Source organism: Kitasatospora sp. NPDC001261, assembly GCF_042896795.1.
Lineage (GTDB): Bacteria > Actinomycetota > Actinomycetes > Streptomycetales > Streptomycetaceae > Kitasatospora.
The window spans coordinates 154,405-173,601 of the sequence record NZ_JBIAXP010000019.1 but is presented as its reverse complement, the minus strand read 5'-3'; the positions used below and the strand labels follow the sequence as shown (position 1 = coordinate 173,601).

General features: G+C 73.3%; 17 protein-coding genes. 11 read left to right on the top strand and 6 right to left on the bottom strand.

Going from position 1 to position 19,197, the window contains the following annotated elements; genetic code table 11:
• Positions 1-509: 509 nt before the first annotated feature.
• From ACFY4B_RS25485 to ACFY4B_RS25475, 3 genes are all read left to right on the top strand, one after another.
• Positions 510-938, top strand: coding sequence for a hypothetical protein (locus ACFY4B_RS25485; RefSeq protein WP_147409028.1), 429 nt, complete (start codon positions 510-512; stop codon positions 936-938).
• A 463-nt stretch (positions 939-1,401) separates the two neighbouring features.
• Positions 1,402-3,525, top strand: coding sequence for a HEAT repeat domain-containing protein (locus tag ACFY4B_RS25480; RefSeq protein ID WP_387971285.1), 2,124 nt, complete (start codon positions 1,402-1,404; stop codon positions 3,523-3,525).
• A gap of 458 nt (positions 3,526-3,983) precedes the next feature.
• Positions 3,984-5,174 (top strand): hypothetical protein, encoded by a 1,191-nt coding sequence (locus ACFY4B_RS25475; RefSeq protein WP_387971282.1) that lies wholly within the window; start codon positions 3,984-3,986, stop codon positions 5,172-5,174.
• Positions 5,175-5,293: 119 nt separating this feature from the next.
• Here the strand turns inward: ACFY4B_RS25475 and ACFY4B_RS25470 are convergent, their stop codons facing one another.
• Together ACFY4B_RS25470 and ACFY4B_RS25465 are read right to left on the bottom strand one after the other, a co-directional pair.
• Positions 5,294-5,716, bottom strand: coding sequence for an SMI1/KNR4 family protein (locus ACFY4B_RS25470; protein WP_387971279.1), 423 nt, complete (start codon positions 5,714-5,716; stop codon positions 5,294-5,296).
• Between the two features lie 37 nt (positions 5,717-5,753).
• Positions 5,754-6,419, bottom strand: a complete 666-nt coding sequence (locus ACFY4B_RS25465; protein WP_387971276.1) for a TetR/AcrR family transcriptional regulator C-terminal domain-containing protein — start codon at positions 6,417-6,419, stop codon at positions 5,754-5,756.
• 68 nt (positions 6,420-6,487) lie between these two features.
• Between ACFY4B_RS25465 and ACFY4B_RS25460 the strand changes: the two genes are divergently transcribed.
• Positions 6,488-7,750 (top strand): beta-ketoacyl-[acyl-carrier-protein] synthase family protein, encoded by a 1,263-nt coding sequence (locus ACFY4B_RS25460; protein WP_387971273.1) that lies wholly within the window; start codon positions 6,488-6,490, stop codon positions 7,748-7,750.
• A 43-nt stretch (positions 7,751-7,793) separates the two neighbouring features.
• Here the strand turns inward: ACFY4B_RS25460 and ACFY4B_RS25455 are convergent, their stop codons facing one another.
• On the bottom strand, positions 7,794-8,699 hold the full coding sequence (locus ACFY4B_RS25455; RefSeq protein ID WP_387971270.1) for a S41 family peptidase: 906 nt from the start codon (positions 8,697-8,699) through the stop codon (positions 7,794-7,796).
• Positions 8,700-9,063: 364 nt separating this feature from the next.
• Between ACFY4B_RS25455 and ACFY4B_RS25450 the strand changes: the two genes are divergently transcribed.
• Both ACFY4B_RS25450 and ACFY4B_RS25445 read left to right on the top strand, forming a co-directional pair.
• Positions 9,064-9,705 carry a hypothetical protein gene (locus ACFY4B_RS25450; protein ID WP_143204585.1) on the top strand — a complete coding sequence of 214 codons (642 nt, stop codon included), beginning with the start codon at positions 9,064-9,066 and terminating at the stop codon, positions 9,703-9,705.
• A gap of 33 nt (positions 9,706-9,738) precedes the next feature.
• Positions 9,739-10,314, top strand: coding sequence for an RICIN domain-containing protein (locus ACFY4B_RS25445; RefSeq protein ID WP_387971267.1), 576 nt, complete (start codon positions 9,739-9,741; stop codon positions 10,312-10,314).
• Between the two features lie 215 nt (positions 10,315-10,529).
• Here ACFY4B_RS25445 and ACFY4B_RS25440 read toward each other — a convergent pair whose 3' ends face one another.
• Both ACFY4B_RS25440 and ACFY4B_RS25435 read right to left on the bottom strand, forming a co-directional pair.
• The gene (locus ACFY4B_RS25440; RefSeq protein WP_380743364.1) at positions 10,530-11,066 is read right to left on the bottom strand and encodes a DUF4240 domain-containing protein; all 537 of its coding nucleotides are present in this window, start codon (positions 11,064-11,066) and stop codon (positions 10,530-10,532) included.
• 119 nt (positions 11,067-11,185) lie between these two features.
• Positions 11,186-11,833: a transglycosylase family protein gene (locus tag ACFY4B_RS25435; RefSeq protein ID WP_387971264.1), complete on the bottom strand. Its 648-nt coding sequence runs from the start codon at positions 11,831-11,833 to the stop codon at positions 11,186-11,188.
• Between the two features lie 459 nt (positions 11,834-12,292).
• Between ACFY4B_RS25435 and ACFY4B_RS25430 the strand changes: the two genes are divergently transcribed.
• The 3 genes from ACFY4B_RS25430 to ACFY4B_RS25420 are packed head-to-tail and all read left to right on the top strand — an operon-like array spanning position 12,293 to position 14,668.
• The gene (locus ACFY4B_RS25430; RefSeq protein ID WP_143204587.1) at positions 12,293-12,619 is read left to right on the top strand and encodes a hypothetical protein; all 327 of its coding nucleotides are present in this window, start codon (positions 12,293-12,295) and stop codon (positions 12,617-12,619) included.
• A complete protein-coding gene (locus tag ACFY4B_RS25425) occupies positions 12,619-14,043 on the top strand; it encodes a hypothetical protein (RefSeq protein ID WP_387971261.1) in 1,425 nt (474 codons plus the stop codon). The genes ACFY4B_RS25430 and ACFY4B_RS25425 overlap by 1 nt, the downstream gene beginning before the upstream one ends.
• Before the next feature lie 52 nt (positions 14,044-14,095).
• Entirely contained in the window at positions 14,096-14,668 is a 573-nt protein-coding gene (locus ACFY4B_RS25420) for a hypothetical protein (RefSeq protein ID WP_387971258.1), read from the top strand.
• A 246-nt stretch (positions 14,669-14,914) separates the two neighbouring features.
• On the opposite strand, the gene ACFY4B_RS25415 is transcribed toward ACFY4B_RS25420, so the two are convergent.
• Entirely contained in the window at positions 14,915-15,703 is a 789-nt protein-coding gene (locus tag ACFY4B_RS25415; protein ID WP_387971255.1) for a TIGR04222 domain-containing membrane protein, read from the bottom strand.
• A gap of 520 nt (positions 15,704-16,223) precedes the next feature.
• Here ACFY4B_RS25415 and ACFY4B_RS25410 point away from each other — a divergent pair.
• Both ACFY4B_RS25410 and secD read left to right on the top strand, forming a co-directional pair.
• Entirely contained in the window at positions 16,224-16,658 is a 435-nt protein-coding gene (locus ACFY4B_RS25410; protein WP_387971252.1) for a hypothetical protein, read from the top strand.
• A gap of 177 nt (positions 16,659-16,835) precedes the next feature.
• Complete coding sequence (gene secD / locus ACFY4B_RS25405) at positions 16,836-19,169, top strand: protein translocase subunit SecD (RefSeq protein ID WP_387971250.1); 2,334 nt, start codon at positions 16,836-16,838, stop codon at positions 19,167-19,169.
• Positions 19,170-19,197 lie beyond the last annotated feature (28 nt).

Sequence of the window (19,197 nt, the reverse complement as noted above, 5' to 3'; positions counted from 1 at the left end):
GCTGCCGTCGGTGCCGCAGGGGCCGATGAGGGCTTCACCGAGTGCCATGAACAGGCCGTTCCTGTCGGTGGCGTACTGCCAGTCGAAGTGGCAGGTCCCGCCGGAACAGTCGACGTCGGTCCGCACGGGCCGACGTCGCACAGGCTGAGCCACTCCTTGCGGCCGTTCTCGTCGAACGGGGCCCACAGGTCGGGCCGGGCGGGGATCCCGTCGTACCAGACCTCCCAGACGCGCCGGGCTGCCAGGGTGGGCCGTCCGACCCGCTCGGGACGGCTTCGGCCGCCGCCGCTGGGGTCGGGGACCGTGATGTCGACTGCACCGCGCCGAGCCGGGTGGCTTGACGGTCCGCCCCCGCCCGGCTGCCCGGCTGAGGTGGGCTCCGCTGCTTGGGCGGGTCTGGGCACGGTAGGCGGCGGCGTCGCCCGTCGGCGTGCCACGTGCCGACACCGTGTGCGGTGCCGCCGTTGGGGCGGGCCTATCGTGGTCCACGACAAGGGGAGGGCGGGGACGTGAACCTGACGGTGCGCCACAGGCGTTGGACGGTCGCGGTGGGGTTGATCGCGGTGGCGGTGTCGGCATGCTCCGAGGGGGCGGGCGGATCCGACTATCCGTTGCCGTACAAGCGGCGGGACGCATCGGTCCTGCGCCGCATCGCGCTCGCCGACCCGTCCACGAAGAACACGGCCGTGGCGGCGGACGACCGCACGATCACGATGGAGGTCTCCTGGAGCGGCTGCGACTACAAGCCCGACCTGGTGGCACGGGAAACGGACAAGCAGGTCGCACTGCTGCTCAAGCGCCGCGACGCCTCGGGCCCGAACATCGGCTGCGAGGACGGCGGCATCGCCGAGCTGACGGTCGTCCTGCGTCAGCCACTCCGCCCCCGCTCCCTGACCGACGTCCTCACCGGCGAACCCGTCCCCTACACCCACGCCTGACACCGGCCCGTTCGATGCCTTCGAGGGCTCAGAGCCGGCTTGCCAGGGCGCACCTCGGAGAGACGGCCTCCGGGACACCGGCCCCGCGCCCGCGGAGCTCCGAATTCGAACTGAATGAATTGGCGCGCTCTGGTCCCAATCACAGCAGGTCAGGAAGTGTCGGCCCTGCGCTCGCGGGGATAACTCCACTCCCTCGTGTTCCGGGATCCGGCCGGTCCGGTCGGCCCCGCGCTCGCGGGGATAACTCCGTCGACGGGGAGGTGATCCCGCCAGTCCTGTGGTCGGCCCCGCGCTCGCGGGGATAACTCAACCTCCATCCCAGCTGGGGGGAATAAACGCTCACTTGCCCCAACGGTGCTACCGGCCCGTCGATGATCATCGGGGATCCTGGCACCGCCTCGACCTTGACCAGCGATCGGCCGCGCTGGTGGCGGTGTCAGTCCCCCGTGTCACCGTGTGACCCATGATCAACAATCTGGAGGGCCTCGACCGCGTCGACTGGTCGTCGATGGGCCACGCCTATGGTCCAGCCGACGAAGTCCCGCTGTGGCTGGAGCAGATGGCCTCGCCGGACCCGAACGTCCGGGAGCGGGCCTTCAGCCGCTTCTACAGCTCGGCCCACCACCAGGGCGACGTCTACTCGTGCACAGCGGCGAGCCTGCCGTTCCTGTTCGCGCTCGCCGACGACCCACAGGTGCCCGACCGCGCAGCTGTCATCCGCCTCGTGCTCAGCATCGGCAGCGCGGCGCTGGACCGCGACCCCGACGGCGTCTACTACAGTCCGTCCGGCCACGCGTCGACGCCCCACGCGGATGTCGCGCCTCGGATGCGTGAGCGCATCGAGGACTTCGTCCGGCACGCGGCGGACCCGGATCCGCAGGTGCGACAGGCCGCCATCCCGGCGCTGGGGCTGTTCCTCGACGACGCCAAGCGGGCGTTCGCCCTGCTGCGCGAGCGCCTGGCGGCCGAGAGCGGCACCCTGGAGCGGCTCCTGGTCATCGAGACCGCCGCGACACTGGCCCAACGACTGCCAGGCGCACTCGGCCCGGTGACGACCTGGCTCGCCGTGCTGGCAGCCGACCCCGCGTTGGACGCCGACATCCGGCTCGCCGCCCTCGTCCACCAGGCCGCCTGCACACCGGAGACGATCGACGACAGCCTCGTCCCGACGGCGACCGGTCTGCTCCGGCAGCTCACCCCCGAACCGGAACCCGAGCCCGAGGACGAGGCCCGACCGGCCGACTGCGGGCAGTGCACCTGCACAGGCATCGCCACCGAACCCGCACCGGACCGAGGTGTCCCACCACAGATAGCCGCCCTCTTCGACGACCTCGACCGCCACGGCCGCGTCCACGCCCCCACCACCGAACTACTGACCACCTTCCACCGGGTACTGGACGCACGGGTACCCGAACGCACCACCCTGCTCACCGCCCAACTCCGCAGCCCCGACGCGGCCACCCGCCACGACGCCATCGCCATGACCTGGGACCTGATCCGCTCCTGGCGCGGCACCCACACCGGCCTCGTCCTCCTGATCGCCGCCTGCCTGCTCCCCGACGACCCGTACACCACCGCCGAAGCGGCCGAAACCCTCGGCAAGCTCCCCCCAACCCTCGCCGAACCCGCACGCGAAGCCCTCGCCACCCTCGTCCAAGCACACCGCACCACCCACGGCCCGAACGTCTGGGCCGCACCACACCCGCTGCTGCGCCGGGCCCACCAGCAGGCTGTCACGGCGCTGGCCGGCCTCGGTGACGAACGAGCCCTGCCCAGCCTGCTGACGGCGCTCGACACCGGCACCGACGACTGGCGCGCCGTGCAGGTCGCCGGACACCTCCCGCAGGCCACCGGAGAACTGCTGCCGAGGCTGACCCAACGCCTGGCCGACGCGGACTTCTCCTGGCCCTGGGGATCCGCCACCGCGCTGATGGCCGCCCTCAACGCGCTCGGCGACCCGGCAGCCGTACCCGCGCTCACCACGGCCCTCACCACCGCCGTCGAGCAGAAGCAGTGGCAGACCGCCGGCGCGGCCCTCTACGCGCTGGGCTCCATCGGCACCGGCGCAGCCTGCGCGCTGGAGACGGTCCGGCCGCTCCTCGACGCCGAGGACACGGACCTGCGCTTCGCGGCCGTGAAGGCCCTGTGGGACATCGAGGGCAACCCCGCCGACACCGTGCCGCGGCTGACCGCCCTGCTCGACACCAGCAAGGACCAGGACGCCGCCGACGTCCTCGGCCGGATGGGACGGTCTGCGGCCGCAGCACTGCCCCGCCTGCGGCAGCTGTCCGAAACCGGCCATGTCGGAATCCGGGTACACGCCGCCGCCGCGATCCACGACATCGGCGGCCCAGCCGAGGCCGCAGCCGTCCTGCCTGTGCTGCTGGAGGCATGGGAAGAGAACGACTCAACCGCAGGCCCCGTCGTGGACTGCCTCCAGCGGATGGGCCCCGCCGCCGCACCCGCCCTTCCACGGATCCACGCCGAACTCGCCCTCGCCCGCCGAAGCGGCGGCTTCTTCGGGAATATCAAGAACGACGAGGCACTGCTGCGCGCCGCCCGGGCCGTCATCGAGCACCTGGCCTGATCGGATCAGGTAGTCGCTTGACCTTCTCACTCCGATCTCGCCTGTCGTCCCGGTGATCGGGTGGGTGCCGATCACCGCAGACTCCGGCTCGATCATGAACTCCTCACTGGAGCCGGTGGTGCTGTTCGACAATCCGCAGACGCCGATCATTTCGACCGTCAACAGCACTCTCACCAGTTGGGCCGACCGCTCCTACGTGCACCAGGTACTCGCGCCGGGATTCGCGGGCCGGGGCGTTGGACGCCGCCCTCGGTCCAGGGGCGGGGGCGGGGGCGGGGCCGCGAAAAATTTCTTCGAACCCGGCTGCAACCCCCCGGCGGGATGGACGTCTATCAGGGTGAGAGGCGGGGAGAGCGAGCCGGCGGAGCCGGGGGGCTCGGGCCGACTCCTCGGGGCGTGACAGTAGGCGCCCGCTCATTCGATCACCACCATCACCATGTCCTTGGGGGGACTGTCACATGAACGCGTCCGTTATCGCCCGTATTGCGAAGATCGTCCCGCTGGTCGTTGTCGCCGCCGTCGGCGTCACCGCCTGCGGCCCGACCGAGGGCGGGGCCTCCGTCGCCGCCTCCGCTCCCGCCTCCGCCCCGGCCGCTGCCTCCTCGGCCACCCCCGGCGCGGGCGCCGTCCCGGCCGTCCCCGCCCCGGCCGCGCCGACCGCCGAGGCGGCCCCGACCGCCGCCGCCCCGGCCGGGCAGGCCCCCGCCGCCGCCGGGGCCGCAACGGCCAAAACCGACGTCAAGGCCGCCGCGAAGGCCGCGGCCAAGCCCGCCGCGCCGAAGGCCCCCGCCCCGTCCGGCGGAAGCGGTATCGGCATCACCTTCGGCGGCCTGAGCGAGGGCGGGAAGATCGGGCTGAACGACCTGGTCCCCTTCACGGTCACCTGGAAGAACAACGACGCCACCGGCACCCGCAGCGTGGCCCCGGTGGTGGCCACCCAGCAGTACGAGGGCGCGCCCTGCACCATGGTGCTCGCGATGGCGGACGGCACCCTGGAGCGCAAGGACGCCTCCGGCTGGAAGACGCTGGACCACCTCAGCCAGGGCGGCGGGATGGACTACGCGGGTACCGCCGACGACGCGGCCTTCACCCTGGCTGCCGGCGAGAGCCGGACCATCGAGTTCCGGATGCGACTGTCCCTGGCCAACCGCCCGGGGCAGATCACGATCGAGGCGGACGCCCCCGTGCCGCACTCCAAGAACTACCTGGACATGGCGAAGGCCGAGCTGAACGCCACGGTCGTCGACAGCCACAGCCCGGAGATGCTCTCGGTGATGCCGCCGGCCAAGGGCGTGATCACCACGGACCCGATCCCGTTCAGCTTCCGGGTCTCCTCGCCGGACGGCACCGCGGGCCTGCGCCCCCGGGTGACCGTCTGGAGCTCCGAGGGGCCGACGCCGAACGACGTCACGGTGGAGGCCCGGGTCGGCGACGTGTGGAAGCCGGTCGAGCTGAAGGACGAGTGCGGCCTGGTCACGGTCGACCCGAACGTGCCGGGCGTCCGTGACGGCAACACGGTCGAGTACACCTTCCGGGCCACGTTCAAGGAGGCCCCGAAGTACGGCGCCGACGTGGACATCCGGGTGAGCGCGGAGTCGAACGGCCACCAGTCCGTCCAGCGCTCCGTCTTCCTGCGCGACGCGCGCTGACACCGCGCACCCGCGCACCCGCACCGCACCACCGCCCCGGCCTCCCACCACTCGGGAGGCCGGGGCGGTGGCGTTGGGGAAGAGGCGCCGGGACGCCGATGCCCCGGTGAGCCGGAGGGCTACCGGTACCAGTCGTCTCCGCCGTCGGCGAGCGAGCGTCCGAGGTAGTCCCGGAGACCGCCGGCCACCCAGCGGCGGCTGTCGGTCTCGTGCTCCCAGACGAAGACGTCCGGCCTCCGCGGCGTCCGCACGAAGGCGAACTGGTCGCCGCCACCGTTGTCCCCGAAGAACAGGAGTGCGTCGAACGGCATGTACAGCCGGGCGAAGGAACCGTCCGTACGGAAGTGGAGGTTCTGCTCGACGGTCCAGACGGTGTCCACGCTGGTCCGCCCGACGATTCCGTTGCTCTCCAGCAGCAGCTGCCTGAGCTCGGACGGTAGTTCCTCCCCCAGCTTGCGCTCGGCCGCCGCCAGGACCGACGCGTCGGCGGGCTCCGCGAAACCGGCGTCGGGGAAGGCCTCGCGGGCCGCTTGTCTCCACATGGTCCGGAAGCGTGGCCGTCCCGGCTGACACGCCCGCTCAGCCGGGACCGGGTTCATCGTGGATGGTCAGTGATCCGGCGAGGTCGAGGTCGGCGACGGTGCCGTGCGCCCCGGCGCGGACGAGCAGCACGGCGCCGAGCGCGGTGCTCCAGAACGTCCTGGCCTCCACGGCGAGCGGTCGGCGGGCCGCCCAGCCGCGGCTGTCGACGAGCTGGCCGACGAAGCGTTCGGACTGCCGGAACAGCAGCTGGAGGTGCCGGTCGACCACGGGGGCGAGTTCGGGCTTGGAGATCCCGGCGGCGAGTGCCCGCGTGACGGACGGGAGCGAGGGCATGGCCAGGACGGCGCGGGCGATGTTGCGCCGGAACGTCGCCGCGTCGGGGGCCTGGCGGCCGATGCGCTCGATCCGTCGGGCGTCGTGCAGCAGGCCGAGGAAGGCGGCGTGCACGAGCAGTGAGTCCTTGGAACCAAAGTGGTAGGTGACCTGGTTGGGGAAGACGCCTGCCGCGCCCGCGATCTCCGCGACGCTCAGCTCGGCGCCGGGCCGCTCCTTGCAGAGCTCCGCGGTCGCCTCGATCAGCCGGATCCTCGTCGCGCGACCGCGGTCCCGCGAGCGGCCCGGAGCCGGTCGGGCTCCGGTTCGCTTCTTCTCCACGCGCTCCGGCTCCTCCACGCGCTCCTTCTCCACTCGCTCGCTCTCCATCCCGGAATTGTATGTGATACAACTTGCCCCGCATTCACTTGTATCGCATACAAGAAAGGCTGAGGAGCATGCACCGGACTGAAGTCGTCGTGACCGGACTCGGCGCGATCACCCCGCTCGGGGCCGACGTGGCGTCCACCTGGGAGGCCCTGCTCGCCGGCGCGTCGGGCCTCCGCGGGGACGTCCTGCGCGGGCACGAGGGACTCGGCCTCCCCGACACCGTCGCGGGGACGATGGCGGTCGACCCCGCCACGTTGCTGCCGCCGGTACAGGCGAGGCGGCTCGACCGCTCGCAGCAGGCGGCCCTCGCCGCGGCGGCCCAAGCCTGGGCCGATGCCGGAGCCCCGGAGGTGGACCCGGACCGGCTCGCCTCCGCGATCGGCACGGGCATCGGCGGCGTGGGCACGCTGCTGAGGGAGGACGACGTCCTGGAGACGGCCGGAGCCCGGCGCGTCTCACCCCGCACGGTGCCGATGCTCATGCCCAATGCGGCGGCGGCGCTGATCAGCATCGAGTACGGCGCGCGGGCCGGGGTCTACACGCCCGTCTCGGCGTGCTCCTCCGGGGCCGAGGCGATCGCGCTGGCGGCCCGTCTCATCCGGGCCGGCGAGGCGGACGTGGTCATCGCGGGCGGGACCGAGGCCGCGACCACCCCGATCACCGTCGCCGGGTTCGCCCGGGCCCAGGCACTGTCGGGGCACACCGCCGATCCCGCCTCGGCGTCCCGGCCGTTCGCGGCGGACCGCAGCGGATTCGTCCTCAGCGAGGGCGCCGCCGTCCTGGTGCTCGAAAGCGCCGAGCACGCCGCCGCCCGGGGCGCGCGCGTCCACGCGGTGCTCGCGGGCGCCGGCATCGCCGCCGACGCCCACCACATCACGGCGCCCGCCCCCGACGGCGCCGGTCAGGTCTCCGCCATGCGCAAGGCCCTCGCCCAGGCCGGTCTGACCCCCGGGCAGATCGGTCACATCAACGCCCACGCCACCGGAACGCCGGTCGGCGACGCCGCCGAGGCGCGCGCGATCAGGGAGGTCTTCGGCCGCGCCACCGTCACGGCCCCCAAGGCCGCGCTCGGCCACCTCTTCGGCGCCGCCGGCGCGATCGAGGCGCTCATCGCCGTCCTCAGCGTGGAGCACGGCGTCATCCCGCCGACCCGCAACCTCACCGCGGCCGGCATCGGCCCCGACATCGGCCTCGACGTCGTCGCGGAGCGACGGGACGTCCCCCAGCAGGCCGTGCTCAGCAACTCCTTCGGCTTCGGCGGGCAGAACGTCTCCCTCGTCGTCACCGGCGCACGGCACCGCACGTCCCGTACGGCCCCGGCCGCACCATGACGGACACGGACGATCGCTCCGGCCACCACGGGACAACGGGGTACTACGGGGTGCTCCGGCAGGACGCCTGCCGCCCGAGCCAGCCGGTCGCGGCGGCGAGTGACGGATCCCCCTCCTTACGGGTGTCCACGGGCTCGTCCGGCTCGATCGGCCCCGCGTGGATCCGGCCCGTGCGGTCCGCCTCGGCGGCGCCCGTGAGCAGGACGACCGCACCGTCCGACAACCGGTGCGCGGCGTTGCCGGTGGGCACCCCGTAGGTGCGCGCGCCGAAGCTGCGGGTGTCCGGGCGGCCGATGAACGCGATGGCGACGGCCTCGCCCGCGCTGCCCGTCCCCGGGCCGGTGAGGACGGCGACGGGCGCGCTCGGCCACGCGTCCGCGCCGTCCCCGGGGGGCTCCGCCTGCGGGGACCCGTCCAGGAACGGCACGCCCCCGCGCACCGACCAGACGCTGCGGGTGCCGTCCGCCGTGACGAAGGCCCCCACCGGACCGTCCCCGAGCAGCGGAGCCGCCACGGCCAGCGGCGCCCACATCCCGCCGCCGCTCTCCCGGCGGAGGTCCACCACCCAGCCGCAGGCGCTCGCCCCGGCGACGGCGGCGCGACCGCGGGCGGCGTACTCGGCGTAGGTGCGCTCCGATCCGTTCACCGCCGGAAGGTTCAACCTGGCTATGCCGCCCGGAAGTTGTTCGACCGTCGGGGCGTCGACCGTCACGGGGTCGGCGTCCACGGACGCCGCCTCACCGGGCGGGTAGAACCGGCTGTGGCCGTCCCCGAGCGCCGCCACCGCGCCGCCGACCGCCCGATGGGTGTCGGCCGCCGTCCGCGCCCCGGCCGCCCGCACGAACGCCTCGCCCCGCAGCTTCGGCCAGTCCACCGTCGCGGTGTTCAACGACTCCCGCTGCAACAGGTCCAGCGCCTCCGACAGGTAGCCGTGCGCCTGCGCCGACATCCCCCCGGGCTCCCCGGATCCCCCGGAACCCCCCGCACCTCCCGAAGCGCACCCCGCGACCAGCGCCACCGCGCCCGCCACCACCACGGCGATTCGCGCCGCTCTCATCCGCACCCCTCCCCCGGTTCGTACAGCCCCCATTCCTACCCCACGAACCGGCAAGCAGCGACGGCTGGGAGCCCCGCCTCGACCGCCGCTGCCGATCCCCGATGCCGTCCCGCAGGCCCGCCAGGTCCCGCCCGGCCGAAAACCATCGTGTGCGCAGGGCCCCCCTAGATATCTCGGATGGACAGGGCGTCAGGCCGCGCGCGAGGCTTCCGGGAGGTCGGACCGGAACCATTCCCCCTACCGGAGGGATCTCCTCATGACAGCATCACCCAGGCGTCGACGGACCGTCTTCACCTCGGGGTTGGCCGCCCTCTTCGCCGTCGCCGGGTTGGGCCTCACCGCCGCCCCCGCGCAGGCCGACGCACCGCCACGCGCCACCTGCAACCCCGAGATCGAGCCGGTCTGGGACGACATCGTGACGGCCACCGTCACCCCGGTGGTCACCGAGTTCACGTCCTTCAACGTCGTCCCCGGGACGACGGGGCAGCAGCAGCAACGGCTCTCCCAGGTGACGATGATCACCACCAAGATCAACAACAGTGCCGATTTCAACCTCAGCTACAGCTCCGCCCTGGCGCAGGTCAGCTTCAAGACCGGATTCCAGGTCGAGACCAGCCGGGCCAACACCCGGACCACGGACACCTCCCGGACGGTGAACATCAACGCGCCGGGCAATTACGGGATCTTCCGCGGGTTCCTGCGCGTCGACGGCGAGTGGACCCGCTACCTGTGCGCCCGCTCGGGCCAGGGCACCGGGTACTGGATCAAAGCCAACCCGAACGGCACGGGCTACTACACGACGTACGGGGCGGCGAGCGAGGGCGTGGTGCTCTGCTCGTACCCCGAGCCGGCCGGGACCGTCCGCGAGGCGGCCCGCCTCGAACTCTGCAAGCACTGACCCGTGACCGCGTCCCACCCAGGAGGGAAGACCATGGCGAAGTCCGGCAAGCGCTCCACCCACCGACTCGGAGCCGTGCTCGGCAGCGTCGCCTTCGTCGGCTCGCTGCTGACCGTAGCGGCGCCGGCCGCGCACGCGGCGAATCCGCTGGACGGCTTCACCTGCGAGAGCGGCGGGTACCGCATCTTCACCCCGTACACCTACGCGAGCGACCGGATGGTGCTCGGCTGGTCCCAGGCGTCGTGGGACAACGGCTCGATCATCCAGGAGCCGTGGCAGGACGCCGCCCACCAGCAGTGGACACTGTGCGGCGAGAACAATCCGACCCGGACCGACGGCAAGTACTACAAGCTGATGGACCATGCGCGCCACTGGTGCCTCGGCATCGACCGGGCCATGACCGACGACGGCAACTGGCTGATCGACGAGCCCTGCAACTACTCGCAGAGCGAGATCTTCTTCATCCAGCCGGTGCCGGGCACCAACCTGAAGGCGATCATGGCCAAGCACAGCAACCGCTGGCTCTCGGTGGACGGCTCCAACTCCGGATCCCACGTCACCCAGGGCTCCTTCAAGGCCGACCTGTTCGAGCTCCACAAGGTCTGGTAGGCACCCGCCCGACCATCCGTGGGGGCCTTCCGGCAACGGAAACCGGCCGGAAGGCCCCCACCGGCTGCACCGGAATCACCGTCGGCCGATTCGGCGAACTCAACATCTTCACCTGCCCGAACGATCCCGGACATCCGCACCGCTGGAGCATCCAGTAGCCCACGGGAGGCGGCCCGTCGGCTCGGACCTCGAGCGGCGCCGCGCTGTCTGCTTCGTCACTCCGAATACAACGCCGCCAGGCGTGGCAGCCGTCGGCTCAGCTGGTCACCGTCGCCGAAGTCGAAGTTCCAGGCCGGGTCCAGCGGCGGGTACGGAACGGTGAGGGCCTCGTCGGGGAGGTCTTCACCGGTGGCTTCCCGGTAAGCGCTCCAGGCGATGCTCAGGGCTTCTTCGCATTCGATGTCGATCCCGTCGGCGGCGTACGCCTGTACGGCCGGGAGCGCGGCGAGCCGGTCCGGGTCGGTGATGACGCTGTCGAAGGTCGTGCGGCCCTGTGTGATCAGCCAACCCCGGAAGTAGTCGAAACCGTCGTCGGAGCAACCGCCGTTGATCAGGTAGGCGGCACCCCACAGCGGAGCCCGGTACGAGTCGGCCATCAGGTTCCGCAGGACCTGCTCGGCGGCGACGATCTCCCCGGCGGGGCGAAGCGCGAGTAGCGCGCCGGCCCGGATCGCAACAGCGTGGCCGTTGTCCGGGGCCGGCACTCGCGAGCGGGCATCCTCGATCAGGTTCCAGAACTGCTGGGTGTCCATGGTGGTTGAGCATCGCACCGGGCTCTGACAGCACGGCCAGGAGACTGATGGGTGGACCATGAGGTGCCCGGGCTACGGGTCGAGCCGCCGCTCGTACGGGCCCGGTCCACCGACGGGCGTCAGCGCAGTGCGAGGACCTGGCCGGGCAGGAGCAGGTCGGGGTCGTCGCCGATGGTGTCCTGGTTGAGTTCGTAGAGGGCGGGCCAGCCGCCGTCCGTGGCGAAGGCCTCGGCGATGCCGCCGAGGGTGTCGCCGGGTTCCACGGTCCAGGTGTCCGGGCAGTCCTCGTCGTCGTCCGTGCAGACCGGAGCGGGGGCGTCGGCGTGGGATGGCGGGGTGGCGGAGGCATGGGGCCGGGTGTGCGCCGGCCGGTGGCTGCCGGTGTGAGCGGCCGGGTGGTCGCCGCTGTGTGCGGCACGGGCTCCGCAGGCCGGCCACGGGGTCAGGCCGCGGCGCTCGGCGAGGTGTTCGGCCACGGCGATCTGCTGTTCGCGGGTCGCCCGGTCCGCGCGCGGCGCGTAGGCGAGACCGCCGTTCGAGCGCCAGGTCCCGCTGTCGAACTGCAGCCCCCCGTAGTAGCCGTTGCCGGTGTCGGCCTGCCAGCGCCCTCCGCTCTCGCACCTGGCGACGGCATCCCAGTCCACTCCCGTTCGGACCCCCGCACTCGCCGCGGCGGCGGACGCTGTTGCCGTACCGCCGGCGATGGCGACGGCGAGCAGGGACAGCAGAACGACGACCAGGCGACGGGCCACGGACAGCGGTGACATGAACGCTCCGTACTCCGGGAACAGGGACCGGGCACCGAAGTGCCCCTCCCACCCATGCACCTGACGCCCTCGACGAGCAGGAGCGCAGCGCCGATCTCGCTCTACCGGCGGCTCGACACCACTCGAACGCGCGACCGGGCTACCGGGCTACCGGGCTACCGGGCCGAGCGATCGCCCGAGGGGGGCCCGGAACGCCTCCTCGGGCCGTCCGGGTGGGCAACTCGTGATCCACGGCGGGGCTCCGACCCGCGGCCGCGCCCTTGGGGCCGAGGACAGGGGCAGCGGTCGGGAGCCGGGCGCCGCCCGGGGCTCGGCTCTGCGGTCGGGCCCCGGGAACGGTGGATAGCACTTTTGCTGGCTATCCGTCAAAACCCTGACGCATTGGGCTTGTTCGGGCTCGTCGTTTACGCTGGGCGGCGGTTCGATCACGCAACTGGTGTGTCTGAGGGGGCTGAGACGATGGCAGGGTTCCGAGTGAATCCGCAGGACCTGCGCGACGCGTCGAAGAGCGGCTACGCGGTGGCGAAGGGCATCCAGCAGGACTGGGCGGAGGCGTTCGGCCACGCGCCGCCGGTCCTGGGCCTGCCGAACTGGTCTTTCGAAGGAGCGGCCCAGGCCGCCCTCCACGACCTGGGTGAGCACATCGACCGCATCACCACCAGAACCCTGGCGGAGGCGGCCGGCAACCTGTCCATCATCGCCAGGAGTTACGAGAACACGGACAACGGCGCCGCCTCGACGGTCGACGGCGCCGGTGCGCAGACCGGGACAGGGGGGCAGGGCTGATGCCGCACTACTGGGGAATGATCAAGGAAGCCGATGTCGGCACGCTCAGGACGGCCGTCCAGGTCCTGACGACCTTCGAGGGCAGGTACAAGCAGCAGGTCACCGCCTGGCAGACGATGCAGCGCACCCTCGCCTCCTCGTCCTGGCACGGCCAGGCGTCGGACGCGACCACCACCGCGCTCCAGAACCGCACCAACCAGCTGCTGCTCGTCGACCAGTTCATCGAGGACCTGCGCCGGATGCTGACCGACGGCATCGACAGCGTCCTCCTCCTGCAGGCACGCCAGCAGACGCTCATCACACGGGCGACCGGCAACTGCCTGGAGATCGTCGCCGCCGACGTGAACGCCACACCGGTGGTGCGCGTCCTGCCGCCCGACCAGCACTCCCGCAACGACCCCGAGTGGCGCAAGGAGGTGGAGGCCGCCCGGGACCGCCTCGTGACGGACATCGACGCCCTGTGCACCTCCGCCCGGGGCGACGACGACCGCCTCGCCCGTGCCCTGGCCGCCTTCGACTACATCGCCAAGCAGGACGGGGACTACTACCCGGAGAAGGTCGCCGAGATCACCAAGGCCGTCGCCGAACTCGACCGGATGCCGGGCGGCGGCGTGGGGAGCGGCGGTGGCAACCCCGAATCCAACCGGGCGTGGTGGGACTCCCTGCCCGAGGCCACCCGGCAGCAGCTCATCCAGGACCGCCCCGGCTGGATCGGGTCCCTGGACGGCGTGCCCGCCGAGGTCCGTGACCAGGCCAACCGGGCCTGGCTGCCCCAGCTCCGCGAGGAGATGGCCCGAGAACTCACCGGCCCCCCTTCGCAGAACATCACCCAGGCGAACCTGGACGGCCTCGACGCCCTCCAGAAGCAGATCGACACCCCCGGCGTACCGCCCCAGCTCCTGCTCAGCGTGGACGACCCCCGCTCGGTGTCCCACGTCCCGGGCGCCGTCCTCGCCTACGGCAACCCCGACACCGCCACCCACATCGCCGCCTACGTCCCGCCCAACCCGGCGGTGGGGACCCTTCCCGCGGACGCCGCCGCCGCACGCAACCTGGCCGTCGCAGCCGGGAAAGCGGACCCGACGAAACCGACCGCGAGCATCGTCTTCACGAACCTCGGCCCGGCCGGCGACCCGTACCAGACCCCCACCGCCTCACTCAGCCCGCTGCGCGACGGCGGCCAGACCATCCACGGCACGTACAACGGACTGCGGGCCTCCCACCGCGACGGCAACGCCACCCTGAGCGAGGTCGCCGCCCCCGCCGACGGCTCCGGGTTCGCCGTCGCCAGCACTCCCCTCGCCGACACGGGCAAGCCCGGGTGGAGCTTCACCCCCGACTCCATCGTCGCCAGGACACCGGGCGGCCCCGACGACCCGTCCTCCCGCCACACCGCCGCCAACGCCATCGTCGGGCGCCGGTAACGGCCCCGGGAACAACGGCCCGGGTGTCACACGGTCCGCCTATCCTCGCGGTATGAGCTTCAGGGGGTACTGGGTCGTGATGCCGGTGCCCGTCGACGTGGTCGCCGACGTGGCCCCGGTGTTCACGCCCCTGATCGACGCCCAGGCGGCGGCAGGCCGCGAGAGGCTGGAGCGGTGGCGCCACGAAAGCCCGGGACGACCGGACGTGACGGAGCTTCACGACCTGGCCGCCCCCTACCTCCTCGACGACCACCTCGACGTGCTCTTCGGGATCTGGGGCACCCACGAGGCGGCCGGCCCGTTCCTGGAGTCCTCCTGCCGCAAGGGCTACCCCGCCGTCGGCCTCGCCCACGCGCTCCGAGCCGAGCGGTTCCTCGCCCTGCCTGGCTGGTTCGGCCACTTCGTCCTCACCCCGCAGGAGGTCCGCGCCACGCTCCCCGCCGTCCAGGCCGCACTCGACCTGACACCCGACCAGCGCAGCACCGTGGAGCAGCGCCTGTACGACATCCTGGACGAAGTCTCGGAAGAGGACGCCGCCGCCCTGCTCGACGACCTCGTACCGGTCTGGCGAAGAGCCGCCGCCACCGGCCAGGGCCTCATCGGCGCCCAGGCCATCCCCTGCTGAACACACCTGCCACCACCGGCTGTTGACAGGATCGGGCCGCATGAGCCACATGCGGTGCGGAGAAGGCCGCAGGCAAGCCTCCGCACTGGCGGGGCCGATGGGGCGTCGTGGTCGGTGCGGTGTGCGGACCGGCGGGCCACAGGTCCGCGTTGGCGCGCACCGCGGCGGGAGGGCCCGGCAGCGGTGCTGAGCCGCAGTCCGATGACGGGCGCCTGTACCGGCAGCGGCATTCGGGGTCACCCGAGATCAGAGGTCGCCGCCGTAGATCGCGGCGTCGCCGGACCCCTCGTACGGGCCGTAGTCGCTGCCGGTGCGGGCGACGGTCTCCCGGGCCCCGCGCCCGCCGAGGAGCGCGGCCCGGGCGGCGAAGTCCGGCAGCAGCAGGCGCAGCGCCCGGCGTCCGTACAGTGCGGTCAGCAGTCCTGCCCCGTCAGGCTCCGATGGTGTGCCACCTGATGCCGCCGCCCCGTTCAGGGGGTGCCGGCGGCGCAGCTCGCGCAGCAGTCGGTGTCCGGCGAGGGTGCGGGCCGGAGCGCAGAGCAGCATGAGCGGGAGTACGGTCATGGGCAGTCCTGTCCACCAGGCGCCCCGGGCGGTGGCGAACGCGCCCGTGGCGCACGTGGCCGCAGCCAGCACGCTGGATGTGGCCAGCCGGGCCGGACCGCAGCGCAGGCCGCGGCGGACCAGGTCGGTGCGGGTCTCCTCGCGGGCCCGCCGCACAGGTGGGGTGGTCACGGCGTCGGCCCAGGACAGGTCCCGGCCGAACGCCGTCCGCGCTGCCCGGTGCAGTGGGGTTGTGTCCTGCGCGGAGTGGGCGTGCACCACCCGCCGCAGGCGGCCGCGTCGGTCGGTGTCGAGCACCCCCGCGAGGTGCAGCTCGACGACGGCCACCACCAGTGCGGCCTTCGACCCCCCACGGACCCCCGCGATCGCCGCGGCTGTCAGGCCGTCAGCCCTCCCCCGGGCCGGCTGCCATCGCAGCAGCGCCGCCCCGAGGAGCGCGGCCACCGCGCACACCACACCGACCGATCCCATCAAACCCCCTGAAGCACGGACCACCCGACGGCCCTCCCCCGGCCACCGTTCCCGCAGGATGACAGAGCGGGAAGGCGACGCCAAGCGGCCGACCAGCCCGACCGCCATGCCGCCGGAGCGCGATGAGAGCGCGAACGGCGATCCCGTCGAGCGTGCCGACGGCCTTCGTCTGTCCATGGGCGAGGCGGACGCGTGGAAGTCCCAGGGGTCGACGTCCTCGGTTCGGGCCTCCCCGCGCAGGCGGAGCGAGCGATCGTACGGCGGGTGCACGCTGGAGATCGGCTACTTCCTCGGCCGGCGGCACCGATCCGCGGACGCCGGGTCAAGGGCGCCGGCTCAAGGGCGCCGTCCTTCGGGAGGGCGCCCTCACGCCACCGCGCAGGTCCCCGCCGGACCGTGACCCCGGCCTCGGCCGGGCCGCTCCGCCGCCCTGACGTCCCCGCACGACGGTGTCGTCGCCTACAGTGAGAGCTTCTTGCGGGCGGGGCCTGGTGACGGCACGAGCGGGGAGGGGGCCGGAGTGGAGCGACGGGTACGTCGGACCGCGGCGGCCGCGCTGTCCTGGGCGTTCCTCACGGCCTGGGCCGTCTGCCAGGTCCTCCTCGGCACGACGACAGGCACGGCGACGGGCGCGGCGCAGCCGGCCCCCGGCACGCCGCCCGCCGTCGCCGCCCCGGTGGCCCCCGCCGTCGCACGGCTCGGCCCGGCGGGCGCGGAGGTCCGGCGCGCTGCGGACCGCCCCCGCCATGACGTCGCCCAGCGGCAGACGGCCGCCGCCGAGGTCGGTGTCCGGCTGCCCGCGCTCCCGCCGGTCGCGCTCCCGTCCGGCCGGACGGACGCCCCTCGGCCCCGGCCCGGGATGTACGCCCCGGGGCCGCGCCAGGAGCGGGCGCCGCCGTCCGATCGCTACGACCCCCGCCACACCCGCGGTCCCCCTTCCACCCGGTCCAGCTGACGTTCCACCGCGCCCGCCGACCCGGGTGCCGCGGCCTGCCCGCGGCCCGGACGGGAGGGCTCCGGCCACCGTGCCCGGAGCGTTCCCGGCGGCGCGCCGTCCCCTCGCGTCCGCCCGTCCCGGGTGCGGCGTCCCCCTGCGGACGCCCGGCTCCCGCGGACCGCCCGTGGAGTACCCATGCCTATTCGCCGTGCCGCGTTCTGGCGCGCGCTCGTCGCGCTCGCCGTCGTCGGCGTCTCGTTCTACGTCGCCCTGACCACCCCGCCCCGCCTCGGGCTCGACCTGCGCGGCGGCACCCGGATCGTCCTGGAGACCCAGGACTCGCCCACTGTCCGCGCCGACGCGGACGCCACCGACCGGGCGCTGGAGGTGCTGCGCCGCCGGGTCGACGGTCTCGGTGTCGCCGAACCCTCACTCGCCCGCGCCGGGGAACGGCGCATCGTCGTCGAACTCCCCGGCGTCCAGGACCCCCGCGAGGCCGCCGGGGTCATCGGCCGCACCGCCCAGCTCACCTTCCACGCCGTCACCGCGACCGCCGACGGCCCGGCCGGACCCCCGGCGGCGGACGGCTCCCGGGTCCTCGCCGACCCCGGCCTCTCCGGCGGCCACCTGCGGCTGGGTCCGCCGGTGCTGACCGGCGACGGCGTCAAGGACGCCTCGGCCGTGCTCGACACCCGGACGGGCCTCGGCTGGAGCATCGACCTCTCCTTCCGCGGCTCGGCCGGCGACGCCTGGGCCCGGCTCACCGGGGAAGCCGCGTGCGCCGCGCCGGCCGACCCCGCCCGCCGGGTCGCCATCGTGCTCGACGACCGCGTCCTGTCCGCCCCCGGCGTCCAGGACAGCGTGCCCTGCGGGCAGGGGATCACCGGTGGTTCGACCCAGATCACCGGCGGTTTCTCAGCCGACGAGGCCCGCGATCTCGCCGCCCTGGTCAAGGGCGGTGCCCTGCCCGTACCAGTGACGGTGATCGAGCAGAGCACCGTCGGCCCCACCCTCGGCGCCGAGGCGATTCGGGCCAGCGCCCTCGCCGCGGCCATCGGCCTCCTCTGCACCGGGGCCTTCGTCATCGCGGTGTACCGCCTGCTCGGTGTGCTGGCCACCGTCGCCCTCGCCCTCTACGGACTGATCTCATACGCCGCCGTGGTCACGCTCGGCGCGACGCTCACCCTGCCCGGGCTGGCCGGCTTCGTGCTCGCCATCGGCATGGCGGTGGACGCCAACGTGCTGGTCTTCGAACGGGCCAGGGAGGAGTACACCGCTCCTCGGGCGGCCGGCCCCGGCAGGGAGCGGGACCTTCGGCGCCCGCTGCGCGTCGGGTTCGCGAAGGCATGGAGCGCGGTGGCCGACTCCAACGTGACGACGCTGCTCGCCGCCGGTCTGCTCTTCGTGTTCGCCACCGGCCCGGTCAAGGGCTTCGGGGTGACGCTCTCGATCGGCGTACTGGCCTCGATGTTCTCGGCCATGCTGATCACCCGGCTGCTCGCCGAGTGGGCGGTGCGCCGGCCCGCCGTCGCCCGGCGGCCCGCCCTGACCGGCATGGCCACCGTCGGCCGGCTCCGGACCCGGCTGACCCGGCGGCCGCCCCGGCTGATGCGCCACCGGCGGCGCTGGCTGGGCGTCTGCGCCGGGCTGCTGCTGCTCGCCGTGGCCGGGATCGGCGGGCGCGGCCTGGACTTCGGCGTCGAGTTCACCGGCGGTCGGGTGGCGCAGTACACCGCCGCGCAGCGGGTCGACGCGGACGCCGCCCGCGCGGCGGTGGTCGGCGCCGGGTTCCCGCAGGCCGTGGTTCAGACCACCGGCGACACCGGGGTGTCCGTCCGCACCAAGGAGACCGGCGACGACCAGCACCAGCGCATCCGGGAGGCGCTCACCGGCGTCACCGGCGAGCTGTCCGTGGAGCGCGACGAGCTGATCGGGCCGAGCCTCGGCGGCGAGCTGCGCGGCTACGCGCTGGCCGCGCTCGGGCTCGCGGTCGCCGCCCAACTGCTCTACCTCACGATCCGCTTCCGGTGGGCCTTCGCGGCCGCAGCGGTGATCGCGATGGCGCAGGACCTGCTGCTCGTCCTCGGCCTCTTCGCCTGGCTGGGCAAGCCGGTGGACAGCGTCTTCCTCGCCGCGCTGCTCACCATCGTCGGGTACTCGGTCAACGACACGGTGGTGGTTCTGGACCGGCTGCGCGAGCTGCGCCGGACCGGGGCGAAGGCGAGCTGGGCGGATCTCGCGGACCGCGCCGTGGCGCAGACCCTCCCCCGGACGGTGAACACCGGCATGGGGGCGCTGTTCGTCCTGGTGGCCCTGGCGGCCTTCGGCGGCGACTCGCTCGCCGACTTCTCGGTGGCGCTGCTGGCCGGGGTCCTGCTGGGCACCGCGTCGACGGTGTTCACCGCGATGCCGGTGGTCGTCCTGCTCCAGGACCGGTTCCCGGACCGGCCGCAGGAGGCCGAGGAGGCACCGGCACCTCACGCGGCGGGCGCGGCCCGGGCGCGCGACCACAACGGGGCGGTGGTCTGAGCGACGCCGGTTCGGTGGGCAGGCCGTG